Genomic DNA, 19,927 nt, shown 5'->3' with positions numbered 1-19,927 from the left:
ACACTCTCATCATCGCCAGAAGGCTAGAGAGCCGATATGCAAGAAACTCAGTCGAATACGACCAAACCGCCCGCATATCCCTTCATAAATCCATCAATGTCAAAAAGCAGAGGAAACAAAATCGCGGAAGATGCGCCATTCAAGCGACGCCCCTACCGGTCGTTCATTCCCAGATTGTCTTCCCGAAGCGCGGTTCCGTCTGGCCCGTCTCTCCGTCCCGTTCAGCGTGTCCCGCCGTTCGGTGAAGGGGTATTTACGGATGGCCGCCGGGACCCGCAAGAGGAAATTTCGACTTGTCCGCCATTTTTTCGCCAAATCACTGATTTATATTTATAAATTCGTGACATTCCGATGACGCGGCAGCGGTAGTGCTGCGGCCATCTGGTCCAGATTCTCCCTCTGAGGCCCTCCGAGTCGCCGAATTCGACAGGGAATCGGGCGGAATCAGTGGTCGAAACGTGCCTTCTTCGCGCCAGATCTGCGCCGCCGAGTCGGGATGACCTGCGCGCCGCCCCCTCCGAATCCGCGTTACGAAAGAAAAAAGGCGCGGCCCCGCAGGGTCGCGCCTTCTGGATTCGATGTGCTGAAGATCAGCGCTTCGAGAACTGGAAGCTGCGGCGGGCTTTCGCGCGGCCGTATTTCTTGCGCTCGACCACGCGGCTGTCGCGGGTCAGGAAGCCCGCGGCTTTCAGCGCCGCGCGCAGCGAAGGCTCGTGCAGCTGAAGCGCCTGGCTGATGCCGTGCTTGACGGCACCGGCCTGCCCCGACAGACCGCCGCCCTTGACGGTGGCCTGAACGTCATACTGACCAGCGACGCCAGCGACGTCGAAAGGCTGCTTCAGGATCATCTGCAGAACGGGACGCGCGAAATACTCGTTGATGTCCTTGCCGTTCACGGTGACCTTGCCCGAGCCGGGCTTCACCCAGACGCGGGCAACCGCATCCTTGCGTTTGCCGGTGGCATAGGCACGGCCCAGATCGTCGCGCTGGGGTTCGCGCTTGACGGGGGCTTCGGCCACGGCGGCCTCGGTGCCCGAGACCGCCGACTTGAGATCGTCGAGAGTTTTGATGTCTTCGGCCATGATCACGCGCTCCGGGTGTTTTTCTTGTTCAGGACTTTGACGTCCAGAACTTCGGGCTGCTGTGCTTCGTGCGGATGCTCTGCGCCGGCATAGACGCGCAGGTTGGTCATCTGCTGCTTGCCCAGCTTGTTGCGGCTGATCATCCGCTCGACCGCCTTGATCACGACACGCTCGGGATGGGCGCCTTCAAGGATCTGGCGCGCGGTGCGATGCTTGATGCCGCCCGGATGGCCGGTATGCCAATAGTATTTCTTGTCATCGCGCTTGGCGCCGGTCATCTGCACCTTGTCGGCGTTGATGATGATGACATTGTCGCCCATGTCCATATGCGGCGTGAAGCTGGGCTTGTGCTTGCCGCGCAGGCGATTGGCGACGATCGAGGCGAGACGGCCCAGAACGACGCCTTCTGCGTCGATCAGGATCCACTTCTTCTCGATTTCCGCCGGTTTCGCGGTATAGGTTTTCATCTTTCGTCCCTTCAGGGTCGGATTGAATTCGAGATGGCGGTATATCCTTGATAACGCGACGCCAGTCAATACAGCTTGGCGTCATATTTTTTAGCAATATCAGTAAATTACCAAATAGGTAATTAAATACCACCCGTCAAGGTGCCGTTTTCCGACGGTTTTGGCGGAATCGAGTAGGTCATCGAACAGCGGGCCACCGGCTGAGCCTGCCCGTCCGAACGGATCAACGTGTCCGCCACGGCCAGCACCCTGCCCAGTTTCAGCAATCGGCATGTCGCGATCAGGTCGCGGCCTGCCTCGGGCTTGCGCATGAAATCGATCGAGGCATTGGTGGTTACCGCCAACGCAACCGGCCCGATCCGCGCAAGGATCGCGCAATAGACCGCCAGATCGGCAAGCGCGAACATGGTCGGACCGCTGATCGTGCCGCCCGGGCGCAGATGCGCCTGCCCGACCGTCATACGTGCTATCAGTTCGTCGAGCCCGACACTCTCAACGCGATACTCGCTGGCGACCTGCGGAAACTCTCGCTGCAGGAACGCGTTCAGCGCCCTTGCATCCATAACCAGATCCATGCTTTCCCCCTGCCCCGTGCCGGCCTAGGCTTCCGGGAAAGGGAGGAGAGATCAAGATGCAAGACCTGATCTTACGCAACGACACGGGGCATGTCGCCCGGCTGACCCTGAACGACCCCGATCGGCTGAACGTTCTGTCCTTCGAGATGATCGACGCGCTTGCCGACGCCTTTCGCGGCATCGAGGCGGACGAAAAGATTCGCGCGGTGATCCTGTCCGCAAACGGCAAGGCATTCTGCGTGGGGCATGATCTGCGCCAGATGCAGGCGTCGCGCCAGGACGAGGACGCGGGACGAGCAGCATTCGACCGGCTTTTCGGTCGCTGCGGCGGCATGATGCAGATGATCCCCGCCCTGCCCCAGCCGGTGATCGCCGAGGTTCACGGGGTCGCGACAGCGGCCGGATGTCAGCTGGTGGCGGCTTGCGACCTTGCGATCGCGACCGAGGACGCGAAATTTGGCGTCAACGGCGTGGACATCGGTCTTTTCTGTTCGACTCCGATGGTTGCGCTGACCCGCGCGATCGCGCCACGCGCGGCTTTTGAGATGCTTGTGACCGGCAACTTCATCACCGCCGCGCGAGCGCAAGAGCTGGGCCTGGTCACCCGGGTTGCCGCGCAGGCCAGCTTGTCCGAGGTGACTATGGAGATGGCGCAGCAGATCGCAGCCAAGCTTCCCGCCGCGGTGCGTATGGGCAAGCGCACCTTCCACGAGCAGTTGCGGCTTGGCCTTGCCGATGCCTACGCCACGGCCAGCGGCACGATCTGCGAAAACCTGATGCTGCCCGACACCGAAGAGGGCATTTCCGCCTTCCTGGAAAAACGCAGACCATCCTGGGACGATTCCTGATCCGCGCGGACACGAACCGCCGACATCAACCGATCAGGACTCCAGTCCTTCAGGGGTTGTGGCGGGATCGCCCGGAACGTTCGAACCATCGTTCCGGCGAGCAGCCAGATCGAACTGACGCTGGCGTTCGCGGAACCTGACGCGGTCCGCGCTGCTGTATTCGTTCACGCAACGGTGGCAGCAGACGCCCTCCTCGTATTCGGGCCGTTGTCGATCTTCGGGGGCCAGCGGACGGCGGCAGGCGTGGCACATGCCATGCCGCCCCTGTCGCAAACCGTGGGTCAGGCTGACACGCTGATCAAAGACAAAGCAGTCGCCCTGCCACAGGCTTTCATCCTCGGGGACATCCTCAAGGTATTTCAGGATCCCGCCTTTGAGGTGGAACACGTTCTCGACGCCCTGCGACAGCAGGTAGTTCGTCGATTTCTCGCAGCGGATTCCGCCGGTGCAGAACATCGCGATGCGCTTGTTGTGAAAGCGGTGCGCATTAGCCTGCCACCATGCGGGAAAGTCGCGAAAGCTTCGTGTGCCGGGATCGACCGCGCCCTGAAACGTCCCGATGCCAACCTCGTAGTCGTTGCGGGTGTCGATCACCGCCACGTCGGGCGCGCTGATCAGGGCGTTCCAGTCCGCCGGCTCGACATAACGGCCCACCGAGGCCCTCGGATCGACATCCGGTTGACCCATTGTGACGATCTCGCGCTTCACCCGCACCTTCATGCGTCCGAACGGCATCGTCTCGGCAGTGCTTTCCTTCCAGTCCAGCGCCGCGCAGCCCGGCAACCCGCGGATATGATCCAGAACGGCGTCGACCCCTTCGCGGGTGCCGGCAATGGTGCCGTTGATACCCTCGGCCGCCAGCAGCAATGTTCCACGCACACCCTGACCGCAGGCCAGTCGGGCCAACGGACCCTGCAACGCGGCCGGGTCCGGGAAACGGGTGAATTGATATAGCGCGGCGACGGTCAGCATGGGCGCGGCATAGTCCAGCCGCGCCCCGCATGACAAGGCTCAGAACGTCAGACCCATCGCGAAACCGCCAAGCACGTAACACACCAGCGTGATCAGCAGGATACCGATGATGTTCAGCACGACGCCGCCGCGCGCCATCTGCCCGATGGTCACGGTGCCGGTGCCGAAGACGATGGCGTTGGGCGGCGTGCCAACCGGCAACATGAATGCGCAGGTCGCGGCGAACGCCGCGGGAATCAGCAGGCTCAGTGCATCTGCGTTGATTCCCAGCGCGACCCCGCCCAGGATCGGAATGAAGGTCGCGGCCGTCGCGGTGTTCGAAGTAATCTCGGTCAGGAACAGGATGATCGTCACGACCGCAGCCACCAGCAGCACGCTGGGAAGCGCACCAAGCCCTTGCACCTGTGCGCCGAACCAGCTGTCCAGCCCGGATGCCGCAACTGCCGACGCAAGGCTGAGCCCGCCGCCGAACAGCAACAGCACGCCCCAAGGCAGCCCCTCTTCGGCGTCCTTCCATTCCAGCACCATCTTGTTGCGGCCCTGACCTGGAAGAATGAACATCGCAAGTCCGGCGGCGATGGCAATCGCCGTGTCGTCGAGGCTGTCCAGCCAAGCTATTCCCAGGATCCCGGCCAGAAGCCCCGGCACGACCCACAGAAATGCCGCACCCAGGAAGACGAACATGACCATCTTCTCGCCCTGGCTCAGCGGGCCAAGATGCGAGATCTGGTCATCGATCATCTGCCGACCTCCCGGAATCTCGGGCAGGTCGAAACGATACAGGATCCGGGTCATCAGCAGCCACGCAATGAAGATGAACCCGAAGGCCAGCGGCACACCCAGAATCATCCACTCCAGAAAGCCGATCTGACGGCCAAGCTCGTCGGCGGCATACCCCGCCACGATGGCGTTGGGCGGGCTGCCAAGCAGCGTTCCCAACCCGCCCATCGACGCAGCCCATGCGATCGACAGCACAAGGCACACCCCGAAGGCCCGGATATTCGGGTCGCGCACGACGTCGGTGATCCTGGCCCCGCTCGACAGCTCTTCCTCGGCTGCCGCGCCGCCCTGCTTCGACCCACGGTCGACGACCAGCGCCAGCACCGACAGACCGATCGGCAGCATCATCAGCGTAGTTGCGGTATTGGAGACCCACATCGACAGGAATCCGGTCGCCAGCATCATGCCCAACACGATCCGGCGCGGCTCAACGCCGACCTTGCGCAGCGTCAGCAGAGCGACCCGGCGATGCAGGTTCCATTTCTCCATCGCGATGGCGATCAGGAAACCACCAAGAAACAGGAAGACGATGGAACTGGCATAGGGGGCAGTCGCTTCACCCACAGTTCGATCCGTCAGCGCCGGGATCAGCACGATGGGCAACAGCGCGGTCGCCGACAACGGGATCGCCTCGGTCATCCACCAGATCGCCATCAGAGTGCCAACAGAAGCGACGACCCGCGCGTCAGGCGCCAGCCCCTCCGAGTTGCCCAGAAGCAACCACACCAGCAGTGCCATCCCCAGTCCCAGTAACCGAAGCCCCCAGATCAGCCGGGCGGATCTTTCGCCGCCATCATAGTCGTCATACTGACCCTGCTGGTGGAATTCGTCATCAAGCCCCATCGCCGCGCCCTCCCGTTCGCGTTGTAACCGCCAGTTGGTATTCTTCCTTCAATACATCCTTGGTACGCCGCCACATCTGATCTGGAAATCCCCAACACGCAGCGCCGGGTCTCGGCGGGCTTGCATTATCCGCCGGGATCGAAGTTTCTTGGGTCCGGCAAGCAACAAGGGAGGTGCCAAGATGCCCCACGCGCTGATCGTGATCGACATGCAGAATGATTTCTGTCCGGGCGGCGCGCTTGCGGTTGACGGCGGGCACGAGATCGTCGGCAGGATCAACACCCTGATGGCGGACTTCGACGCCGTGGTGCTGACGCAGGACTGGCATCCGGCCGATCATGCCAGCTTCGCCGACAACCATGCCGGCGCCCAGCCGTTCGAGACGACGGAAATGGAGTACGGCGAGCAGGTTCTGTGGCCCCGGCATTGCGTGATCGGCAGCGAAGGCGCCGGCTTTCACCGTGATCTGGACCTCAGCCGCGCGGACCTGGTGATCCGCAAGGGCTTTCGCGCCGATATCGACAGCTATTCGGCATTCTTCGAAAATGACCGGCGCACACCGACAGGGCTGGCAGGCTATCTGCGCGAACGCGATCTGACGCAGTTGACCTTTGTCGGCCTGGCCCACGATTTCTGCGTGGCGTGGAGCGCGCTGGACGCCGCCAGACTGGGCTTTTCCGTCAGCGTGATCGAGGACGCCACCCGCGCAATCGACCTGAACGGCAGCAAGGATGCGGCACGCCAGAACATGCGGCAGGCCGGCGTATCGCTGCGATAGACGACGCGCGGGCTTGCACAGCCCGTCACGTTCAGGGCACCAATGATCGGAAATAGAGGGGGCCGCCGATGGTCGATATCGCCACGCGTGTCTATAATCACAAATGGAAGATCGACCCGATCGTCCGGTCGCTGATAGACACCGATTTCTACAAGCTGCTGATGTGCCAATCGGTGTTTCGCAATCGCCCCGACACCAATGTGACATTCAGCCTGATCAACCGCAGCAAGTCGATCCGTCTTGCCGAGCTGATCGACGAGGGCGAATTGCGCGAACAGCTTGACCATGTCCGCAGCCTCTCGCTGAGCCGTGGCGAAAGCACATGGCTGCGCGGCAATACCTTCTATGGAAAACGGCAGATGTTCCGCCCGGATTTCATGGAATTTCTGGAAGGGTTGCATCTGCCGCCCTATCATCTCGAGAAACGCGACGGACAGTACGAACTGACCTTCGAGGGCAGATGGCCCGAGGTCATGCTGTGGGAAATTCCCGCGCTGGCCATTCTCATGGAACTGCGATCCCGCGCGGAACTGAAGGACATGGGCCGGTTCGAACTGCAGGTGCTGTATGCGCGCGCGATGACCCGGCTTTGGGAAAAGGTCCAGGCGCTGCGGGAACTGGACAGTCTGCGTATCGCCGATTTCGGAACGCGGCGGCGGCACAGCTTTCTGTGGCAGGACTGGTGTGTGCAGGCGATGATGGAGGGGCTGGGTCAGCGTTTCACAGGGACCTCGAACTGTCTGATTGCCATGCGCCGCGACATCGAGGCGATCGGCACCAATGCCCACGAATTGCCGATGGTCTACGCCGCACTGGCCGACAGCGATGCCGAATTGCGCCGCGCACCCTATGATGTTCTGGCCGACTGGCACGAAGAACACGAGGGCAACCTGCGCGTCATCCTGCCCGACACCTACGGCACCGCACAGTTTCTTGAACACGCCCCCGACTGGCTGGCGGGCTGGACGGGGATCCGAATCGACAGTGGCGACCCGGCCCAAGGCGCCGAAGCCGCGATCCGCTGGTGGCAAAAGCGGGGCGAGGATCCCAAGCAGAAGCTGATCATCTTCTCGGACGGTCTGGATGTCGACAAGATCGCCGAACTGCACCACCTGTTTCACGGGCGCGTCAGGGTCAGCTTCGGCTGGGGGACGTTGCTGACGAATGATTTCCGGGGTCTGGTGGCCGGTGACGGACTGGCCCCGTTCAGCCTGGTCTGCAAGGCGGTCGCTGCGAATGGCCGCCCCACCGTCAAGCTGTCTGACAATCCGGCCAAGGCCACCGGTCCCGCGCCCGAGATCGCGCGCTATCGCCGGGTCTTCGATGTCGATGAACAAACGGCGCAGCCAGTCCTGGTCTGATCTCAGCCGCCGGTCACCCGAAGTATCAGCAGACAGCACATCGCGCCCAGAAAACCGGTCGCGGGAACGGTCACGATCCACGCTGCCGAGATGGTGGCGACATGACTGCGCCGGATCAGCAGGCGGCGGCGGCTTTCCTCGGCCGGCAAGGGAGATCGCGCCCGTGCGGCGCGTCGGTCCAGCCATTCCCGCGCGAACCCCACCCCGAAAATGCCGCCGATCGCGACATGCGTGGTTGAGACCGGCAGCCCGAAAGACGAAGCCGTCAGGACCGTCACGGCAGTCGCCAGCGATACGCAAAAGGCCCGCCCGGCGTTCAGTCTGGTGATCCCGCTGCCGACCATCACGACCAGACGCCGCCCGAACAGCAGGGTTCCCAACGCAATCGCCAACCCGGCCAGCAGAAGCGCGGTAATCGGCACCGGCGACAGGGTATCGCCACCGTTCGACAGGATCACCGACAGCGGACCGGCGACATTCGCGACATCATTCGCCCCATGCGCAAAGCCCATGATGACAACGGCGACCAGCAGGACCGGCCTGAACAACCGCTTGCCGCCCGGCCTGTCGCCGGACTGTGCGATCTCGGTCGCCACGATCCGGCGCATCATCGCAAGACCCACGCCACCGGCGATCACTCCGACCGGCAGGGCAAGGGCCGGATCCAAATACATCCGCGCAAGCAGCACAAGATAGGCGGCGAAGCCTCCGGTCATCACCCCGACCAGCGGCGGCAACCAGCGCGTTGCAGCGGCACCGCGATCCGGCGCCTCCAGAACCCGCTGGCGGATCAGGATCACCAACATGCCGGCAAGCGCCGCGGCGACAAGCGGCGCGATCATCCAGGCGCTGGCGATCATCCCCAGCGTCGACCAATGCACAGCCTGACCGCCAAGAGCCGCAACACCCGCCCCTGCGATGCCTCCAACGATGGAGTGCGAGGTACTGACCGGCAATCCGACACCGGTCGCCGCTGTGATCCATACCGCGGCGCCAAGCAGCGCCGATAACATGATCGTCGGTGCCGTCTGGCCACCGGACACCAGCAGTTCGGTGTCGAATATGCCATGCGCAAGCCGGGACGTAACAGCATCCCCGGCCAGGCTGGCGCCCGCGATTTCGGCCAAGGCGACCAGGACTAGGCCAGGAAACAGCCTGATTGCGCCAGCCCCGACCGCCGGTCCCAGCGAATTGGCGACATCGTTCGACCCGATCGCAAGGCCCAACCATCCGGCGACCACAAGTCCGGCGACCAGACCGGTCAATGCGGGCTCACCGGCACCCGCCCCCATCGCCGCGACAAGCCCCGCGACCAGCAGCAACATCGCCAGTCCCAGCCGCCAAACCGGGCGAAAGGCGTGGCGCTGCGCTGCCTCGGCATGGGTAACGCGACCAAGATCCTTGTCCAGCACATGAAAACCACGCGACATCCGGATCATGTCGCGCACATCCACGAATGTCCGCCGCCCAGGCTCCTAAGACCGGTCGTCATGTTCGTCAGGTTCGATGTCGGGGTCAGACGAGGAACGTGAAAGATCGCGCAGGACACGTTTCAACCCCGGTTCGGCCACCATCCGCGCGGCTTCGGTCGGGGTGACCCAGCGCCGGCTGCGTTCATCGGATTCGGGAAAATCGGCAGCCAAGCGCGTGACTTTCAGCAGGAAAACGCGCACCTCGACGGCGATCGAGAAACCGCTTTCCTGTTCCTTGTCATAGATATAGCGGCCGATCTCGTCGTGGCCGACGCGGCCTTCGACGCCCGCCTCCTCCCAGGCCTCTTGCGCGGCGGCGCCGGGCAGCGTCCGACCTTCCATCGGCCAACCCTTGGGAATGATCCACCGTCCAGTACCGCGGCTTGTCACCAGCAGCACCTTGCCACTGTCAGGGTTCAGACAAATGGCCCCGACCTGCAGTGCAGGCGGGCGTCTGCCCATCAGCATCCGAAGCGAACTGCGCAACGCGTTCATTCCTCGGTCTCCACCCTCCCTCTTAATGATTTCACTTGGCCGCGAACGGCCTTTGCCTTCAATCTTCTCTTCTTGCTTCCAAGCGTCGGCCGGGTTGCGATTCGCCGTTTCGGCGCGACCGTGGCGCGCCGGATCAATTCGGCAAGCCGCTCGCGCGCGATCTCACGGTTGCGGGCTTGGCTGCGCGTATCCTGAACCAGGATCTGGATCGCTCCGTCCGCATTCCAGCGGCGCCCGGCGAGCCGCTGAAGGCGGCGCTTCACAGGATCGCTCAGATTTGGTGAACGCTGAGCTTCGAAGCGCAGTTCCACCGCCGTGGCCACCTTGTTCACATTCTGCCCGCCCGGCCCTTGGGCGCGGGTGAACTGTTCGGACAGTTCCCATTCCTCAATCGTTATATTGTCGGTCACATACAGCATGACCGCAAGATATGGCACACGCTTGGATCAGTTAAGGCTATATTCGTAAAAGAAGCGTAAAGGCTGCCCAATAGGCGCAGAAAAACGTCAGACAAGGGGCTTTTTCGCGGATTCGGGCCAGTGCGCATACGGCAACACGGCACCATCGCGGCGGCTTTGACCGATCCGCGCAACGTCGATCTCGGCAAAGATCCAGCCGGGGCTGTCCATCTGACCCTCGGCCACGATCCCCGTCTCGGGCCAGAAACCGTCAGGCGGGCCATAGATCGCCGCGCGGCCGCGATTCTGGTCGATCGCCGGGTTCCAGTCCACCTGACCGACCGTCGGCGCATGAACCACGACGCACTGGCTTTCCAGCGCGCGCGCCATTGCGCCGATCCGTACCCGGTGAAAACCGGCCACGGTATCGGTGCAGCTTGGCACAAGAAGGATTTCGACGCCGGCTTCGGCCAGCACCCGCCCAAGCAAGGGAAACTCGCTGTCATAACAGATCAGGATACCGATCCGCCCCAGCGCTGTGTCGAACACACGCAGACCGCTGCCGCCTACAACACACCAAGGATCGCGTTCAAACCGCGTCATGATCTGCTTGTCCTGATGGCCGATCCGACCGTTCGGACCAAACAATACGGCGCGGTTCACCGGCCTTGCCCCCTCGAACACCGGGCCGGACGCGGCCAGGATGTGACAGCCGTGGCGCGCGGCAAGGCGCGCGTGAAGATCGCCCGCCGCCGCGGCGTGACGCGCCACCTCTTGCAGCGACGATTCCAGGTCCGCTGCGACCTGACGGCCGCCAAGCGAGGCAAGTTCCATCGCGCCGTATTCTGGAAAGACAAGAAGATCGGCACCCTGGGCAGCCTGCACCCAGCGACAGATCTTGGCCTCGTAGGCATCGAAATCTTCCAGCCAGTCGATGGGATAAGCGGCTGCGGCGATCTTCATAATTCTCTCATCCAGAATTGCAGTTGCTTTTCGGTTTCGTGCTCGGCCCCGATGTCGCGCCACGCGAACTCCGCCGTGACCCCGTCCAGCGGTGTATAGCCGCGCTTGCGCCAGAATCCATCCAGCGGTCGATAGTCTGCGGGTTGCGCGGGATGCCCGTCGGGCCGGATCACGCGGCAGAACGCCGAATAGCGCGCACCCAGGGTCCGGGCATGCGCCTCTCTGGCGTCGAAGAAGGCGTGACCGAGCCCGAGTCCCCGGTATTCCGGCAACAGCACCGATTCCGCGCAGTAAAAGATCTCGGACAGCGTTTCCGGACGATCCGCGAAGGCTGCGCCGAAGTCGGCGGCATGATCGGCCATCGGCGCACCGGTTGCCGCCCCCACGACCCGGTCGCCGTCCAGCGCCGCGACGACGACGGCGCCCGGTGACCTGTAGGCCTGAAGATAATTCTCTTCGTATTCGGCATCGCCATCGTAAAGATACGGCCAGTCGCGAAAGACCGCCATGCGAAGCCTTGCAACATCGGGCAAAGCGCTGGTCAGCGAATCGCCGGTCAGGATGCGTGTCGTCACCGTCATTGGTTGACCTGCCGCACCCAGTCGGCGAGATTGTAATAGGTCGTGACGCGGGCGATCTTGCCGTCCCGGATGGTGAAGAAGGATCCTGCGGGCAGACGGTAGGTCTGACCATTCGCCTTGGGCAGCCCCTCGTCGGTTTCAAGATAGCTGCCGTTCACCACGAATTCCGCTGCGGCCCGATCACCATCCTCATTCGCAAAAACGACGATATCGGTCAAATTTTCCCTGTAGCAGCGCGTCATGTGGGCGTTGAACTGGGCGAACAGGTCCTTTCCACGCCGGATCTGGCCCTCATTGACGTGATGTTCGACCTCGTCATGCAACAGATCCAGCATCCGGTCCGTCTGGCCAGCGTTGAATGCCTCGAAATAGGCGGCGATCAGGGTTTTGGTGTCCATTCGCGATCCTCCTTGGTGGCCTGTGGCCGGTCTATCCTGCACGGCACGCCACGTCATCCCGGCACAAGGGACCAATCGCCGGCCGCGTGGCCAGCTAACCGGTCGATGCGGCGTATAGCGCCATGCCAACCGACATCGCGGGCATCTATCGCGACATATGGGCAATCTTGCCAGTCCGCACGGGCTGGCGCCGCTTGAATTTTGCAGCCATCATGTTAGCGCTTATCAGAACCAACGCGCAGGGGGGATTTGCGCCATGACCGACACAACCAGCCTTGGCCACCGAGAGATCACCTGCTTCAAGGCATACGATGTCCGCGGCGAACTGGGCAAGAATCTGGATCAGGACGTTGCCTACCGCATCGGTCGCGCGTTTGCCCAGGCCCGTGACGCAAAGAGGGTGGTCGTGGGGCGCGACAGCCGCGAAACCTCGCCCCAGCTTGCCGCTGCACTTATCGAGGGGTTGACCGATGGTGGCGCCGACGTGCTGGACTTGGGACTGGCCGGCACCGAAGAAGTCTATTTCCACACCGGCTTCCACGATACAGATGGCGGGATCGAGGTGACGGCGTCACACAATCCGATCAACTACAACGGCATGAAGATCGTTGGGCGCGGATCGGCGCCTTTGGACCCGGCAACCGAATTGCCGCCGATCGTCGCGCTGGCAACGGGCGGCGACTTCAAGGCCGCGACCAAGGGCAGCGTCACCGATTTCAGCCACGCGCGCGCGGAATACGCGAAAGCCATGGCCGACTTCGTCCAGATCGATGCGCTGCGCCCCATGAAGATCGTGGTCAACGCCGGCAACGGAACCGCAGGACCGACCTTCGACGCGATTGCCGCCGAACTGGAACGGCGCGGTGCCCCGCTGACCTTTGTGCGGATGCACCATGATGTCGACAGCAGCTTTCCCAACGGCATTCCGAACCCCCTGCTGCCGGAAAACCAACCGCCCACCGTCCAGAAGGTGCAAGCGGAGAACGCCGACCTGGGAGTGGCCTGGGACGGAGATTTCGACCGGTGTTTCTTCTTCGACGAGAACGGTCGCTTCATCCCCGGCGAATACATCGTGGGGCTTCTGGGCGCGGCGTTCCTTGAAAAGTCACCAGGCGAGAAGATCGTCCATGATCCGCGCGTCATCATGAACACCCGCGCGATGATCGAAGAAGCGGGCGGCGAGGCTGTGGTCTCCAAGACCGGGCACGCCTTCATCAAACGCAAGATGCGCGATGTCGGTGCGATTTATGGCGGCGAGATGTCCGCCCATCACTATTTCAGGGACTTCTATTATTGCGACAGCGGGATGATCCCTTGGCTGCTGATGGTCGAGTTGCTGTCGCGCAAGGGCAAGACGCTGGCAGAATTGCTGTCGGAACGAATGCGGCTTTATCCATCCTCGGGCGAGACGAACTATCACATCGACGACCCCGACGCGGCGATCGCCCGGCTGATCGACCGCTATCAGTCACAGGCCGAAAGTCGCGACGATCTGGACGGCGTGTCTCTGAATTTCGGCAACTGGCGCTTCAACCTGCGCAAATCCAATACCGAGCCCGTCGTTCGGCTGAACCTTGAGGCCGACGGGGACGAGGCACTGGTCAAGGAAAAGCAGGCTGAACTTGCTGCTTTGCTGAAAGCTTGAATGACTTGGGGGCACGCGACACGGGTCGCGGGCCCTCAGGGCGTGTCTGGGAAGCCGAACGCGATATAGTCGCGCAAGTAGGCCGACTTTGCCGCTGCGACCAGATCAGGTTCATCAAGGAATGCGGGCCATGTCTCGGCGGCGATCCTGTCCAGCCTTGCGTCATCTATGGCCACCTGCCGGCACAGAAACCCTAGGTCCTCGGCAAGGCGCGACTCTCGGACCAGCATGTCGGGCTGCGTAAAGCGGGAATATCCTGCCAGCACCTCCGTCTGTGATGCCCAATGCGGATGGGTAGGCAACGTCGTCTGGGCGTTGAGATTGCGGCGCAAAAAGCCAAGAAAATCGCGAAATAAAGCCACGCTTTGATCATCGCCCAGCTCGGCCAACGCCGCATCCTCGGGCAGCGCCACGCGATGCACATCGCGCATCAGTTGCCGCAGCTCAGGCCGGGCGTCGGTCAGAAGATGAAGAAAGGCATCCCACGCACGGTGCAGAGGATGACGCAGCACCGCAAAGCTGCGATGCCCGGGGCGATCACGTTTCCACTGCCGCAGGATGTTCTGCGTATGCTCGCCGGTCACCGGTCCCAGCGCCCGCAGCCAGCCATGCGTCATCTCGACCGGGCCGCCTTGAACCGGCAGATGCAATAGCCCTGCCCCTGCATCGCAGACAATGTAGCTGGGAACAGCAGGGCCACGACGGGGTTCGAAATTGGGAATCCTGTGCAAGCCGAACACGTCAAGCTTGGCCAGATCCGTGCGCATCTGATCGAAATTGCCGACCTTGTCGGCCAACTCGCGCGGGTTCTGCGGCACCTGATCACGAGCCGCATCAACCTTGTCCAGATCACGCCGCCCCAGCCAGTGAAGCAAACCGGTCATCACCTCCGGATCGCGCAGATCGTCATATTCCAGCCAGAACGCGGACTGCCCGCTGATTTGCAGACGGTGGATGATCCGGCGCTGAAACGCCTCGACATCGGACAGCATCCGATGAAATTCAGCGCTGTCATAGGTAGTTTGAGCGGGAATCGCGGTTTCCGTCTCGTTCAGTTTCCACTGGTTCGTTTCCCGTGCCAGCCGCGTCGATACATAGCTGTCCAAGGGGTTGCGGGTCAGCACGATCTTGGCGCAGGCGTGATCGTCCATGATCGCATCGAACACACGCGGATCATGATCGTGGAAGTACCGGAAACCTGGCAAATGTCCGGGTTTGTGGGTCAGTTTCCGCAACAGCGGCATGGGATCTGCCTCGCGTTCCTCGCGAGTGATCCCCTGCATTTCGTCCTTGTCCGGCCAACCCATCATATAGGGATTGAAAGCCTCTCCGAAGCAGGTGACCTTCTTCAGCCGGTTCAGTGTCGCCTCCAGCAGGTTCGAGCCGGTACGCATCTCGGCGAAAATCACGAAGCTGCGGAAACCGTGGATCATTCGGCGTTTCTCCTTTGGCCGTCGTCGATATTCGTCAAGGGCAGCCCGTCGCCGGTCAAACGAGGTCGCAGTCCCGAATTGCGCAACCGGCGCAGCAAGTCATCCAATCCCGTCAGATCCCGCATCCTGGGAAGGTCTGTAACCGGTGCGGCCTGTGGGTCGATCTGTCGGACGGCCTCGTCCAGCAGGGCCAGCGGACGGGAAAGAAAGTCACTGAGGTCATGGATCTGAACCCGTGCCTTGACCCAGACCGAATTCAGCACATCCAGCTGTTCGATCTCGGCGCGTTGCAACAACGCTGTGACGCGCCGGATATCGTCGAATGGCATGCCCGATTGCAGCAAGGGCAGCATCCACGCGCCGGTCACGACAATCAGATGTGCATTCGGGTCGGTTGCGATAAACCAGTTCAGGGCCTGGTTGTCGCGCGGACTGAACTGGAAGATCTGCATCCGCGTGGTGATGCGGATCAGCGCCGTCAGGAAACCCTGCGCGTCGTGATCGCGCAGCATGGAATTCGACGAGATGGCCCCCGGCCCGATCTCGGGGAGCCCGGCAAATTCGACGCCCTCGGGCCCGAAAAGATGACCATGCACATCGCCCGAAACCCGATCGGTCAACCATGTCTCGAATTCGGGGAACACGTCTGAAAAGCCTTGAAACACGGCATAGGGCGCCGAGGTCTTGCCGTTTTCGGCGTCCTTTCGCGGATAACGGCTTTGCATGTAAAGCCCCGGCCGCCCCAGAACGCGCCGTAGAACCGTGCGATTGATCATCCGCTGGAACCGCGCAGGCTGTGGCGGGGACATATCGGCGTGCGCCGTCACGGGCCGCGGGAAGTATGCCATCAACTTTGCCGCACGCGGCCATGCCTTGCGGGCAACGAAGCAGCGCGATTCCTCAAGCAGGCGAATATGATCGTCATACAGCTGATACGGGCGCCCCTGGTGGTCGAATTGAACCAGGGTCAGTGAACGGCTTTCGACATCGACCGAATGCCGCCGGACCAGTGTCTGGAAGTAGCTTTCGTCAGGAATCCAGCTAAGCCGGAAATAACGATCGAATTCGTCGCGCCGAGGATCTTTCAGGATCAGGCGTAGTGTTTCCGCTGTCAGGCACCACCACTGCGCACCCAGATGCGGCGCCAAACCGCGCGGCAGCCGACGGCGAATCCCAAGCCGACGTTGCCATTCGACGAAACGGTCAAAAAGCCAACGCTGACGTCGCCAGTCGAACGGAAAGTACAGCGTGAACCTTTCCTCGTTCAGCCCTCCGACCGCCCAGCCAACTTCGTGCGCGCTGACACTTTCAATGTGATCCCGCCGCGGGTCGGCGGCCAGATAGGCAATCAGGTCGGCGATTGGCCGCAGCGGCAGACATGCCCCCGAGGCCAGATAGACATGCGTGATGTCGGGATATTCATTCAGAAGCGCCTCGGCAGCGTCCTGGGTTGCCCGAACAAGGTTGAACCTGCCCCAGTCGCACCGATGGCGGCGCGAATACATGACCCCGTCCAGCCCAGCCAGCGCCGCTTTCATGGGACCGAGTCGCGTTTCAGGAACCTTGGCATCGACGTGGATCACCACACGCGCACCGCCGTCGGCCCATATTCGTGCCATTCGTGCGGCCACATCCAGGTCGTCGTGGCAAAGCAGGACCACACCAAGACGCACCTGAAAGGTCATGCCCAGTTACCCCGGCTGATCAGCCCCAGATCCTCCAGCTGCCGCCAATCCTGATATTCACGCGATTCGCTGCACCACAACGTGGTTCCACGCTGCATGCCCGAATGGTACGCCCTGTATTCCTTGCTGTTTGCATAGTGCTGACGCCGGTCAAGCTCTTCGGCAGACTTCTGGGCGAAGGTGGACAGGAACTTGGCGTGCAGCAGACTGCCCGACGCCATTTCTCCACCGCTCTCGTCATAGACATGGTTCAGGCCACGCGGCAGCAGCATGTGGGTTGAACTGACATAGGCATAGCGCCAGTGCCATTTGACCAAGGGTATCTTGTTCAACGCCGGCCCTGTCAGGGGATCATAGGAAAAGAACGCCCGCGTTCTGGGGCCGCCCTGAATCCAGAGATTGCCCAGATAGTGGTTCTTGCTGATCGAATAGTTGGCGGGATCGAACCAGCGTGCGATCTCGAAGGGATCCTGACCTTCGCGATAGATCTGATCCTCGATGCCGCCCTTGGGATACATATCCAGAAGCATCGCAGGAAAGGACGGCCGTCCGGACGCATCCAGCCAGTCCGTCAGTGCATCCAGCGGACGCGTGTCGCAATGCGGATAGATCAGGAATTCGTCCGGATCGACGGTCAGGCACCAATGCCCGCGTCCGTACCGCAGAAGCAACCAATTGATCCAGTCCATGCCGAAACGATGGCGCTTGTAACTCGAGTCGGTCCACCACAGCGAAACATCAGCCTGTTCGCGCAGGAAATCACCGCTGCCGTCGTCGCTGGCATTGTCCACGAACAGAAAATGCCGCACGCCCAGATTGCGATAGTAATCCAGAAAATAAGGCAGGCGAATGCGCTCGTTGCGCTGGGTGACGAAGGCAAGGATATCCTTCGGCTGGATCAGCGCGGTCCGGTCGGCGACCCCGTGCAGCACCCTGCGTCTGCGCACCGCGCGCCCGATCAGATATTGCCTTTCCACCCTACGGCGAATGCGGTCGGGCACCGGAAGACGGCCAAGAGGTGTCATCTGGAAATGCCCGTTCTTGCAGGAAGTCTGGCCTTCAGGATCATGGCCCCCGACATGCGGTTTCAGCCGCGATTTGGCAAGAGTTTTCACCTGTTGTGAGTGTTAGCCGTTACGAAATCGCCTGCACTCATCAGACCCAATGCCTGCAATTGCGCAGGGTTCTCGTACCTAACCGAGCCCGCATGCCACAGCACTGGCGCATCCGTCAGGGCGCGATGATAGTCTGCATACGCGTCGGGATCGGCGAAATGCTGGCGTCGCGTCAGTTCCTCTTGGGATTTCGCAACGATCTCTGGCAGGAACTTTCCATGCAGCAGCACGCCTGACAGACGCGGATCGCCCGGCCCGTCATATAGATCGTTCAGCCGCGGCGGCAGCATGGAATGGGTCGAGTTGACATAGACATAGCCGCGCTGCCAGCGCACCAACGGCAGCTTGTTCAGCGTCGGCGCGCGCCTTGGGTCATCGGCGAAGAACGCCCGCTCGCGCGGCCCACCCTGCACCCAGCGATTGCGTTTGGGTTGCTGTATCCGACAGCGATATGGACCCGCATCGAAGAACGGCAGTTGTTCTGTCAGCGCGGCCTTTTCCGTTGCGTCCGGACGATCCAGCGGCCCGCGTGGATACAGATCCAGCATCAGCGCACCCATCGCCTCGGCGCGCCGCGAGACCAGATCGGCGGTCAATTCCGCCAGATCCCGCGTCTGGCAGCCGGGATAGACAAGCAACTCGTCCAGATCCACCGTCAAGCACCAATGTCCGATGCCATGGCGGAACAGCAAGGCACCCAGCCAGTCCATGCCGAACCGGCTGTCGCGGTAACTGCCGGTCGCACGCCACAGCGACACATCGCCTTGCCCGCGAAGCAGGTCGGCTGAACCGTCGCTGCTGTCGTTGTCAACTATCAGGAAATGACGCACGCCAAGCGCGCGATAATGATCCATGAACTCGGGCAGACGGCGCGCCTCGTTCCGCATCGTGGCGAATAACAGAATGTCATCGCTGCGAATCGCGGCGGTGCGGTCGGCAAGCGGCGACAGTTTGCGACCTGACCTGATCGCGCGCCAGATCAGTTCGCGCCGCTTCCAGCGCAGCCGATAGGCCGACCATGCCGTGCGCAGCCGGCCCCGTTCCATCTTAGCGCTCGTAGTGGCCGTTCTGGTGCCACCGCCAAGCGTCGCCGATCATCTGCTTCATGGTCGAGCGCGCGGGATGCCAGCCCAGTTCGGCCTTCGCCCTCTGGCTGCCGCACACAAGCTTCACGGCGTCGCCGCCCCTGCGCGGCCCGTCCTGCATGGGAACCGTCCGATTGGTGACATGCCTTGTCGCATCGACGACTTCGCGCACCGAAAACCCATCGCCGGTTCCAAGGCAGAACACCTGGCTGCCCTTGCCAGAACGCAGCCACTCCAGCCCGGCAACATGGGCATCAACCAGATCCATGACATGCACATAGTCGCGAATGCAGGTTCCGTCCGGTGTCGGATAGTCGGTGCCGTGAATGGTCAGCGCCGCGCGCTTTCCATCCACCGCATCCAGAATCAGCGGGATCAGATGCGTCTCGGGCCGGTGAAATTCTCCGATCTCGGCGTCGGGATCGGCGCCCGCGACGTTGAAATAGCGAAAAATGACATGCCGCAAGCCGTGGGCCGCGCCAAAATCGACCAGCATATCCTCGATCGCGCGTTTGGAGGCGCCATAGGCGTTCAGGGGTGCTTGAGGCGTATCCTCGTCCAAAACCTCGCCGTCGCGGTCACCATAGGTCGCGCAGGTCGAACTGAAGACAAAATCCAGACATCCCGCCTCGACAGCCGCCTCGATCAGGTTCAGCGACCCTGCGACATTGTTGCGCCAGTATCGGCCAGGCTCGGCCATTGCCTCGCCCACCTGGCTGAGCGCCGCGAAATGCAGAACGGCGACGGGCCGATGTTCAGCGAATGCCCTATCCAGCGCGGCACGATCCAGCAGATCGCCCTGGACCAGTGGGCCGAACTTGACCGCATCTCGCCAGCCCGTCGACAGATTGTCGAACGTCACCGGAACAAGTCCTGCAGCCGCCAGTGCCTTGCAGGCATGCGAGCCGATATAACCGGCGCCGCCGGTCACGAGGACCTTCCCCGTCATGG

Annotated in this window: 20 protein-coding genes; 4 read left to right on the top strand and 16 right to left on the bottom strand. The window is 62.1% G+C overall.

The features are described 5' to 3' along the window. Nucleotides 1-590 precede the first annotated feature (590 nt). The 3 genes from rpsI to MU516_RS14825 all read right to left on the bottom strand — a co-directional run bounded on the left by rpsI (nucleotide 591) and on the right by MU516_RS14825 (nucleotide 2,124). Nucleotides 591-1,082, bottom strand: a complete 492-nt coding sequence (rpsI, locus tag MU516_RS14835) for a 30S ribosomal protein S9 (RefSeq protein ID WP_209057250.1) — start codon at nucleotides 1,080-1,082, stop codon at nucleotides 591-593. A 2-nt stretch (nucleotides 1,083-1,084) separates the two neighbouring features. Further along, entirely contained in the window at nucleotides 1,085-1,549 is a 465-nt protein-coding gene (rplM, locus tag MU516_RS14830) for a 50S ribosomal protein L13 (RefSeq protein WP_209057249.1), read from the bottom strand. Nucleotides 1,550-1,671: 122 nt separating this feature from the next. After that, complete coding sequence (locus tag MU516_RS14825; RefSeq protein WP_260278058.1) at nucleotides 1,672-2,124, bottom strand: PaaI family thioesterase; 453 nt, start codon at nucleotides 2,122-2,124, stop codon at nucleotides 1,672-1,674. Nucleotides 2,125-2,180: 56 nt separating this feature from the next. Here MU516_RS14825 and MU516_RS14820 point away from each other — a divergent pair, with 56 nt between their 5' ends. After that, entirely contained in the window at nucleotides 2,181-2,972 is a 792-nt protein-coding gene (locus MU516_RS14820) for an enoyl-CoA hydratase (protein WP_260278057.1), read from the top strand. Nucleotides 2,973-3,005: 33 nt separating this feature from the next. On the opposite strand, the gene trhO is transcribed toward MU516_RS14820, so the two are convergent. Then, nucleotides 3,006-3,944, bottom strand: coding sequence for an oxygen-dependent tRNA uridine(34) hydroxylase TrhO (gene trhO, locus MU516_RS14815; protein WP_260278056.1), 939 nt, complete (start codon nucleotides 3,942-3,944; stop codon nucleotides 3,006-3,008). Nucleotides 3,945-3,983: 39 nt separating this feature from the next. Then, on the bottom strand, nucleotides 3,984-5,567 hold the full coding sequence (locus tag MU516_RS14810) for an SLC13 family permease (protein ID WP_260278055.1): 1,584 nt from the start codon (nucleotides 5,565-5,567) through the stop codon (nucleotides 3,984-3,986). A gap of 181 nt (nucleotides 5,568-5,748) precedes the next feature. On the opposite strand from MU516_RS14810, the gene pncA reads away from it, so the two are divergent. Both pncA and pncB read left to right on the top strand, forming a co-directional pair. Further along, complete coding sequence (pncA, locus tag MU516_RS14805; protein ID WP_260278054.1) at nucleotides 5,749-6,345, top strand: bifunctional nicotinamidase/pyrazinamidase; 597 nt, start codon at nucleotides 5,749-5,751, stop codon at nucleotides 6,343-6,345. Between the two features lie 68 nt (nucleotides 6,346-6,413). Next, the gene (pncB, locus tag MU516_RS14800; protein ID WP_260278053.1) at nucleotides 6,414-7,706 is read left to right on the top strand and encodes a nicotinate phosphoribosyltransferase; all 1,293 of its coding nucleotides are present in this window, start codon (nucleotides 6,414-6,416) and stop codon (nucleotides 7,704-7,706) included. Nucleotides 7,707-7,708: 2 nt separating this feature from the next. On the opposite strand, the gene MU516_RS14795 is transcribed toward pncB, so the two are convergent. The 6 genes from MU516_RS14795 to MU516_RS14770 form a co-directional block, all read right to left on the bottom strand. Further along, on the bottom strand, nucleotides 7,709-9,160 hold the full coding sequence (locus MU516_RS14795) for an inorganic phosphate transporter (protein WP_260278052.1): 1,452 nt from the start codon (nucleotides 9,158-9,160) through the stop codon (nucleotides 7,709-7,711). Nucleotides 9,161-9,181: 21 nt separating this feature from the next. Next, nucleotides 9,182-9,673 carry an NUDIX hydrolase gene (locus tag MU516_RS14790; RefSeq protein ID WP_260278051.1) on the bottom strand — a complete coding sequence of 164 codons (492 nt, stop codon included), beginning with the start codon at nucleotides 9,671-9,673 and terminating at the stop codon, nucleotides 9,182-9,184. Then, entirely contained in the window at nucleotides 9,670-10,092 is a 423-nt protein-coding gene (gene arfB, locus MU516_RS14785; protein WP_209057241.1) for an alternative ribosome rescue aminoacyl-tRNA hydrolase ArfB, read from the bottom strand. Before arfB ends, MU516_RS14790 begins: the two co-directional genes overlap by 4 nt. Before the next feature lie 87 nt (nucleotides 10,093-10,179). After that, complete coding sequence (locus MU516_RS14780; RefSeq protein ID WP_260278050.1) at nucleotides 10,180-11,034, bottom strand: carbon-nitrogen hydrolase family protein; 855 nt, start codon at nucleotides 11,032-11,034, stop codon at nucleotides 10,180-10,182. Further along, nucleotides 11,031-11,615 (bottom strand): GNAT family N-acetyltransferase, encoded by a 585-nt coding sequence (locus MU516_RS14775; protein ID WP_260278049.1) that lies wholly within the window; start codon nucleotides 11,613-11,615, stop codon nucleotides 11,031-11,033. The genes MU516_RS14780 and MU516_RS14775 overlap by 4 nt, the downstream gene beginning before the upstream one ends. Continuing rightward, the gene (locus tag MU516_RS14770; RefSeq protein ID WP_260278048.1) at nucleotides 11,612-12,013 is read right to left on the bottom strand and encodes a ketosteroid isomerase-related protein; all 402 of its coding nucleotides are present in this window, start codon (nucleotides 12,011-12,013) and stop codon (nucleotides 11,612-11,614) included. The genes MU516_RS14775 and MU516_RS14770 overlap by 4 nt, the downstream gene beginning before the upstream one ends. Before the next feature lie 256 nt (nucleotides 12,014-12,269). Between MU516_RS14770 and MU516_RS14765 the strand changes: the two genes are divergently transcribed. Beyond that, the gene (locus tag MU516_RS14765; RefSeq protein ID WP_260278047.1) at nucleotides 12,270-13,658 is read left to right on the top strand and encodes a phosphohexomutase domain-containing protein; all 1,389 of its coding nucleotides are present in this window, start codon (nucleotides 12,270-12,272) and stop codon (nucleotides 13,656-13,658) included. 35 nt (nucleotides 13,659-13,693) lie between these two features. On the opposite strand, the gene MU516_RS14760 is transcribed toward MU516_RS14765, so the two are convergent. The 5 genes from MU516_RS14760 to galE form a co-directional block, all read right to left on the bottom strand. Then, nucleotides 13,694-15,091 (bottom strand): sulfotransferase, encoded by a 1,398-nt coding sequence (locus MU516_RS14760; protein WP_260278046.1) that lies wholly within the window; start codon nucleotides 15,089-15,091, stop codon nucleotides 13,694-13,696. Continuing rightward, nucleotides 15,088-16,776 carry a beta-1,6-N-acetylglucosaminyltransferase gene (locus tag MU516_RS14755; RefSeq protein WP_260278045.1) on the bottom strand — a complete coding sequence of 563 codons (1,689 nt, stop codon included), beginning with the start codon at nucleotides 16,774-16,776 and terminating at the stop codon, nucleotides 15,088-15,090. The genes MU516_RS14760 and MU516_RS14755 overlap by 4 nt, the downstream gene beginning before the upstream one ends. Beyond that, the gene (locus tag MU516_RS14750) at nucleotides 16,773-17,801 is read right to left on the bottom strand and encodes a glycosyltransferase family 2 protein (protein ID WP_260278044.1); all 1,029 of its coding nucleotides are present in this window, start codon (nucleotides 17,799-17,801) and stop codon (nucleotides 16,773-16,775) included. Before MU516_RS14750 ends, MU516_RS14755 begins: the two co-directional genes overlap by 4 nt. An 86-nt stretch (nucleotides 17,802-17,887) precedes the next feature. Then, nucleotides 17,888-18,937, bottom strand: coding sequence for a glycosyltransferase family 2 protein (locus tag MU516_RS14745; protein ID WP_260278043.1), 1,050 nt, complete (start codon nucleotides 18,935-18,937; stop codon nucleotides 17,888-17,890). A gap of 1 nt (nucleotide 18,938) precedes the next feature. Next, a complete protein-coding gene (galE, locus tag MU516_RS14740; RefSeq protein ID WP_260278042.1) occupies nucleotides 18,939-19,925 on the bottom strand; it encodes a UDP-glucose 4-epimerase GalE in 987 nt (328 codons plus the stop codon). Nucleotides 19,926-19,927 lie beyond the last annotated feature (2 nt).

The sequence above is a fragment of the Paracoccus maritimus genome (assembly GCF_025195095.1).
Classification (GTDB): domain Bacteria; phylum Pseudomonadota; class Alphaproteobacteria; order Rhodobacterales; family Rhodobacteraceae; genus Paracoccus; species Paracoccus maritimus.
Note: the sequence above shows the minus strand (reverse complement) of the source record. Positions and strands in the feature narration are given on the sequence as shown.

Bases quoted from the DNA above. Each gene is read 5' to 3' on its own strand.
- rpsI (WP_209057250.1), bottom strand. From the start codon at position 1,082: ATGGCCGAAGACATCAAAACTCTCGACGATCTCAAGTCGGCGGTCTCG.
- rplM (WP_209057249.1), bottom strand. From the start codon at position 1,549: ATGAAAACCTATACCGCGAAACCGGCGGAAATCGAGAAGAAGTGGATC.
- MU516_RS14825 (WP_260278058.1), bottom strand. From the start codon at position 2,124: ATGGATCTGGTTATGGATGCAAGGGCGCTGAACGCGTTCCTGCAGCGA.
- MU516_RS14820 (WP_260278057.1), top strand. From the start codon at position 2,181: ATGCAAGACCTGATCTTACGCAACGACACGGGGCATGTCGCCCGGCTG.
- trhO (WP_260278056.1), bottom strand. From the start codon at position 3,944: ATGCTGACCGTCGCCGCGCTATATCAATTCACCCGTTTCCCGGACCCG.
- MU516_RS14810 (WP_260278055.1), bottom strand. From the start codon at position 5,567: ATGGGGCTTGATGACGAATTCCACCAGCAGGGTCAGTATGACGACTAT.
- pncA (WP_260278054.1), top strand. From the start codon at position 5,749: ATGCCCCACGCGCTGATCGTGATCGACATGCAGAATGATTTCTGTCCG.
- pncB (WP_260278053.1), top strand. From the start codon at position 6,414: ATGGTCGATATCGCCACGCGTGTCTATAATCACAAATGGAAGATCGAC.
- MU516_RS14790 (WP_260278051.1), bottom strand. From the start codon at position 9,673: ATGAACGCGTTGCGCAGTTCGCTTCGGATGCTGATGGGCAGACGCCCG.
- arfB (WP_209057241.1), bottom strand. From the start codon at position 10,092: ATGCTGTATGTGACCGACAATATAACGATTGAGGAATGGGAACTGTCC.
- MU516_RS14780 (WP_260278050.1), bottom strand. From the start codon at position 11,034: ATGAAGATCGCCGCAGCCGCTTATCCCATCGACTGGCTGGAAGATTTC.
- MU516_RS14775 (WP_260278049.1), bottom strand. From the start codon at position 11,615: ATGACGGTGACGACACGCATCCTGACCGGCGATTCGCTGACCAGCGCT.
- MU516_RS14770 (WP_260278048.1), bottom strand. From the start codon at position 12,013: ATGGACACCAAAACCCTGATCGCCGCCTATTTCGAGGCATTCAACGCT.
- MU516_RS14765 (WP_260278047.1), top strand. From the start codon at position 12,270: ATGACCGACACAACCAGCCTTGGCCACCGAGAGATCACCTGCTTCAAG.
- MU516_RS14760 (WP_260278046.1), bottom strand. From the start codon at position 15,091: ATGATCCACGGTTTCCGCAGCTTCGTGATTTTCGCCGAGATGCGTACC.
- MU516_RS14755 (WP_260278045.1), bottom strand. From the start codon at position 16,776: ATGACCTTTCAGGTGCGTCTTGGTGTGGTCCTGCTTTGCCACGACGAC.
- MU516_RS14750 (WP_260278044.1), bottom strand. From the start codon at position 17,801: ATGACACCTCTTGGCCGTCTTCCGGTGCCCGACCGCATTCGCCGTAGG.
- MU516_RS14745 (WP_260278043.1), bottom strand. From the start codon at position 18,937: ATGGAACGGGGCCGGCTGCGCACGGCATGGTCGGCCTATCGGCTGCGC.
- galE (WP_260278042.1), bottom strand. From the start codon at position 19,925: ATGACGGGGAAGGTCCTCGTGACCGGCGGCGCCGGTTATATCGGCTCG.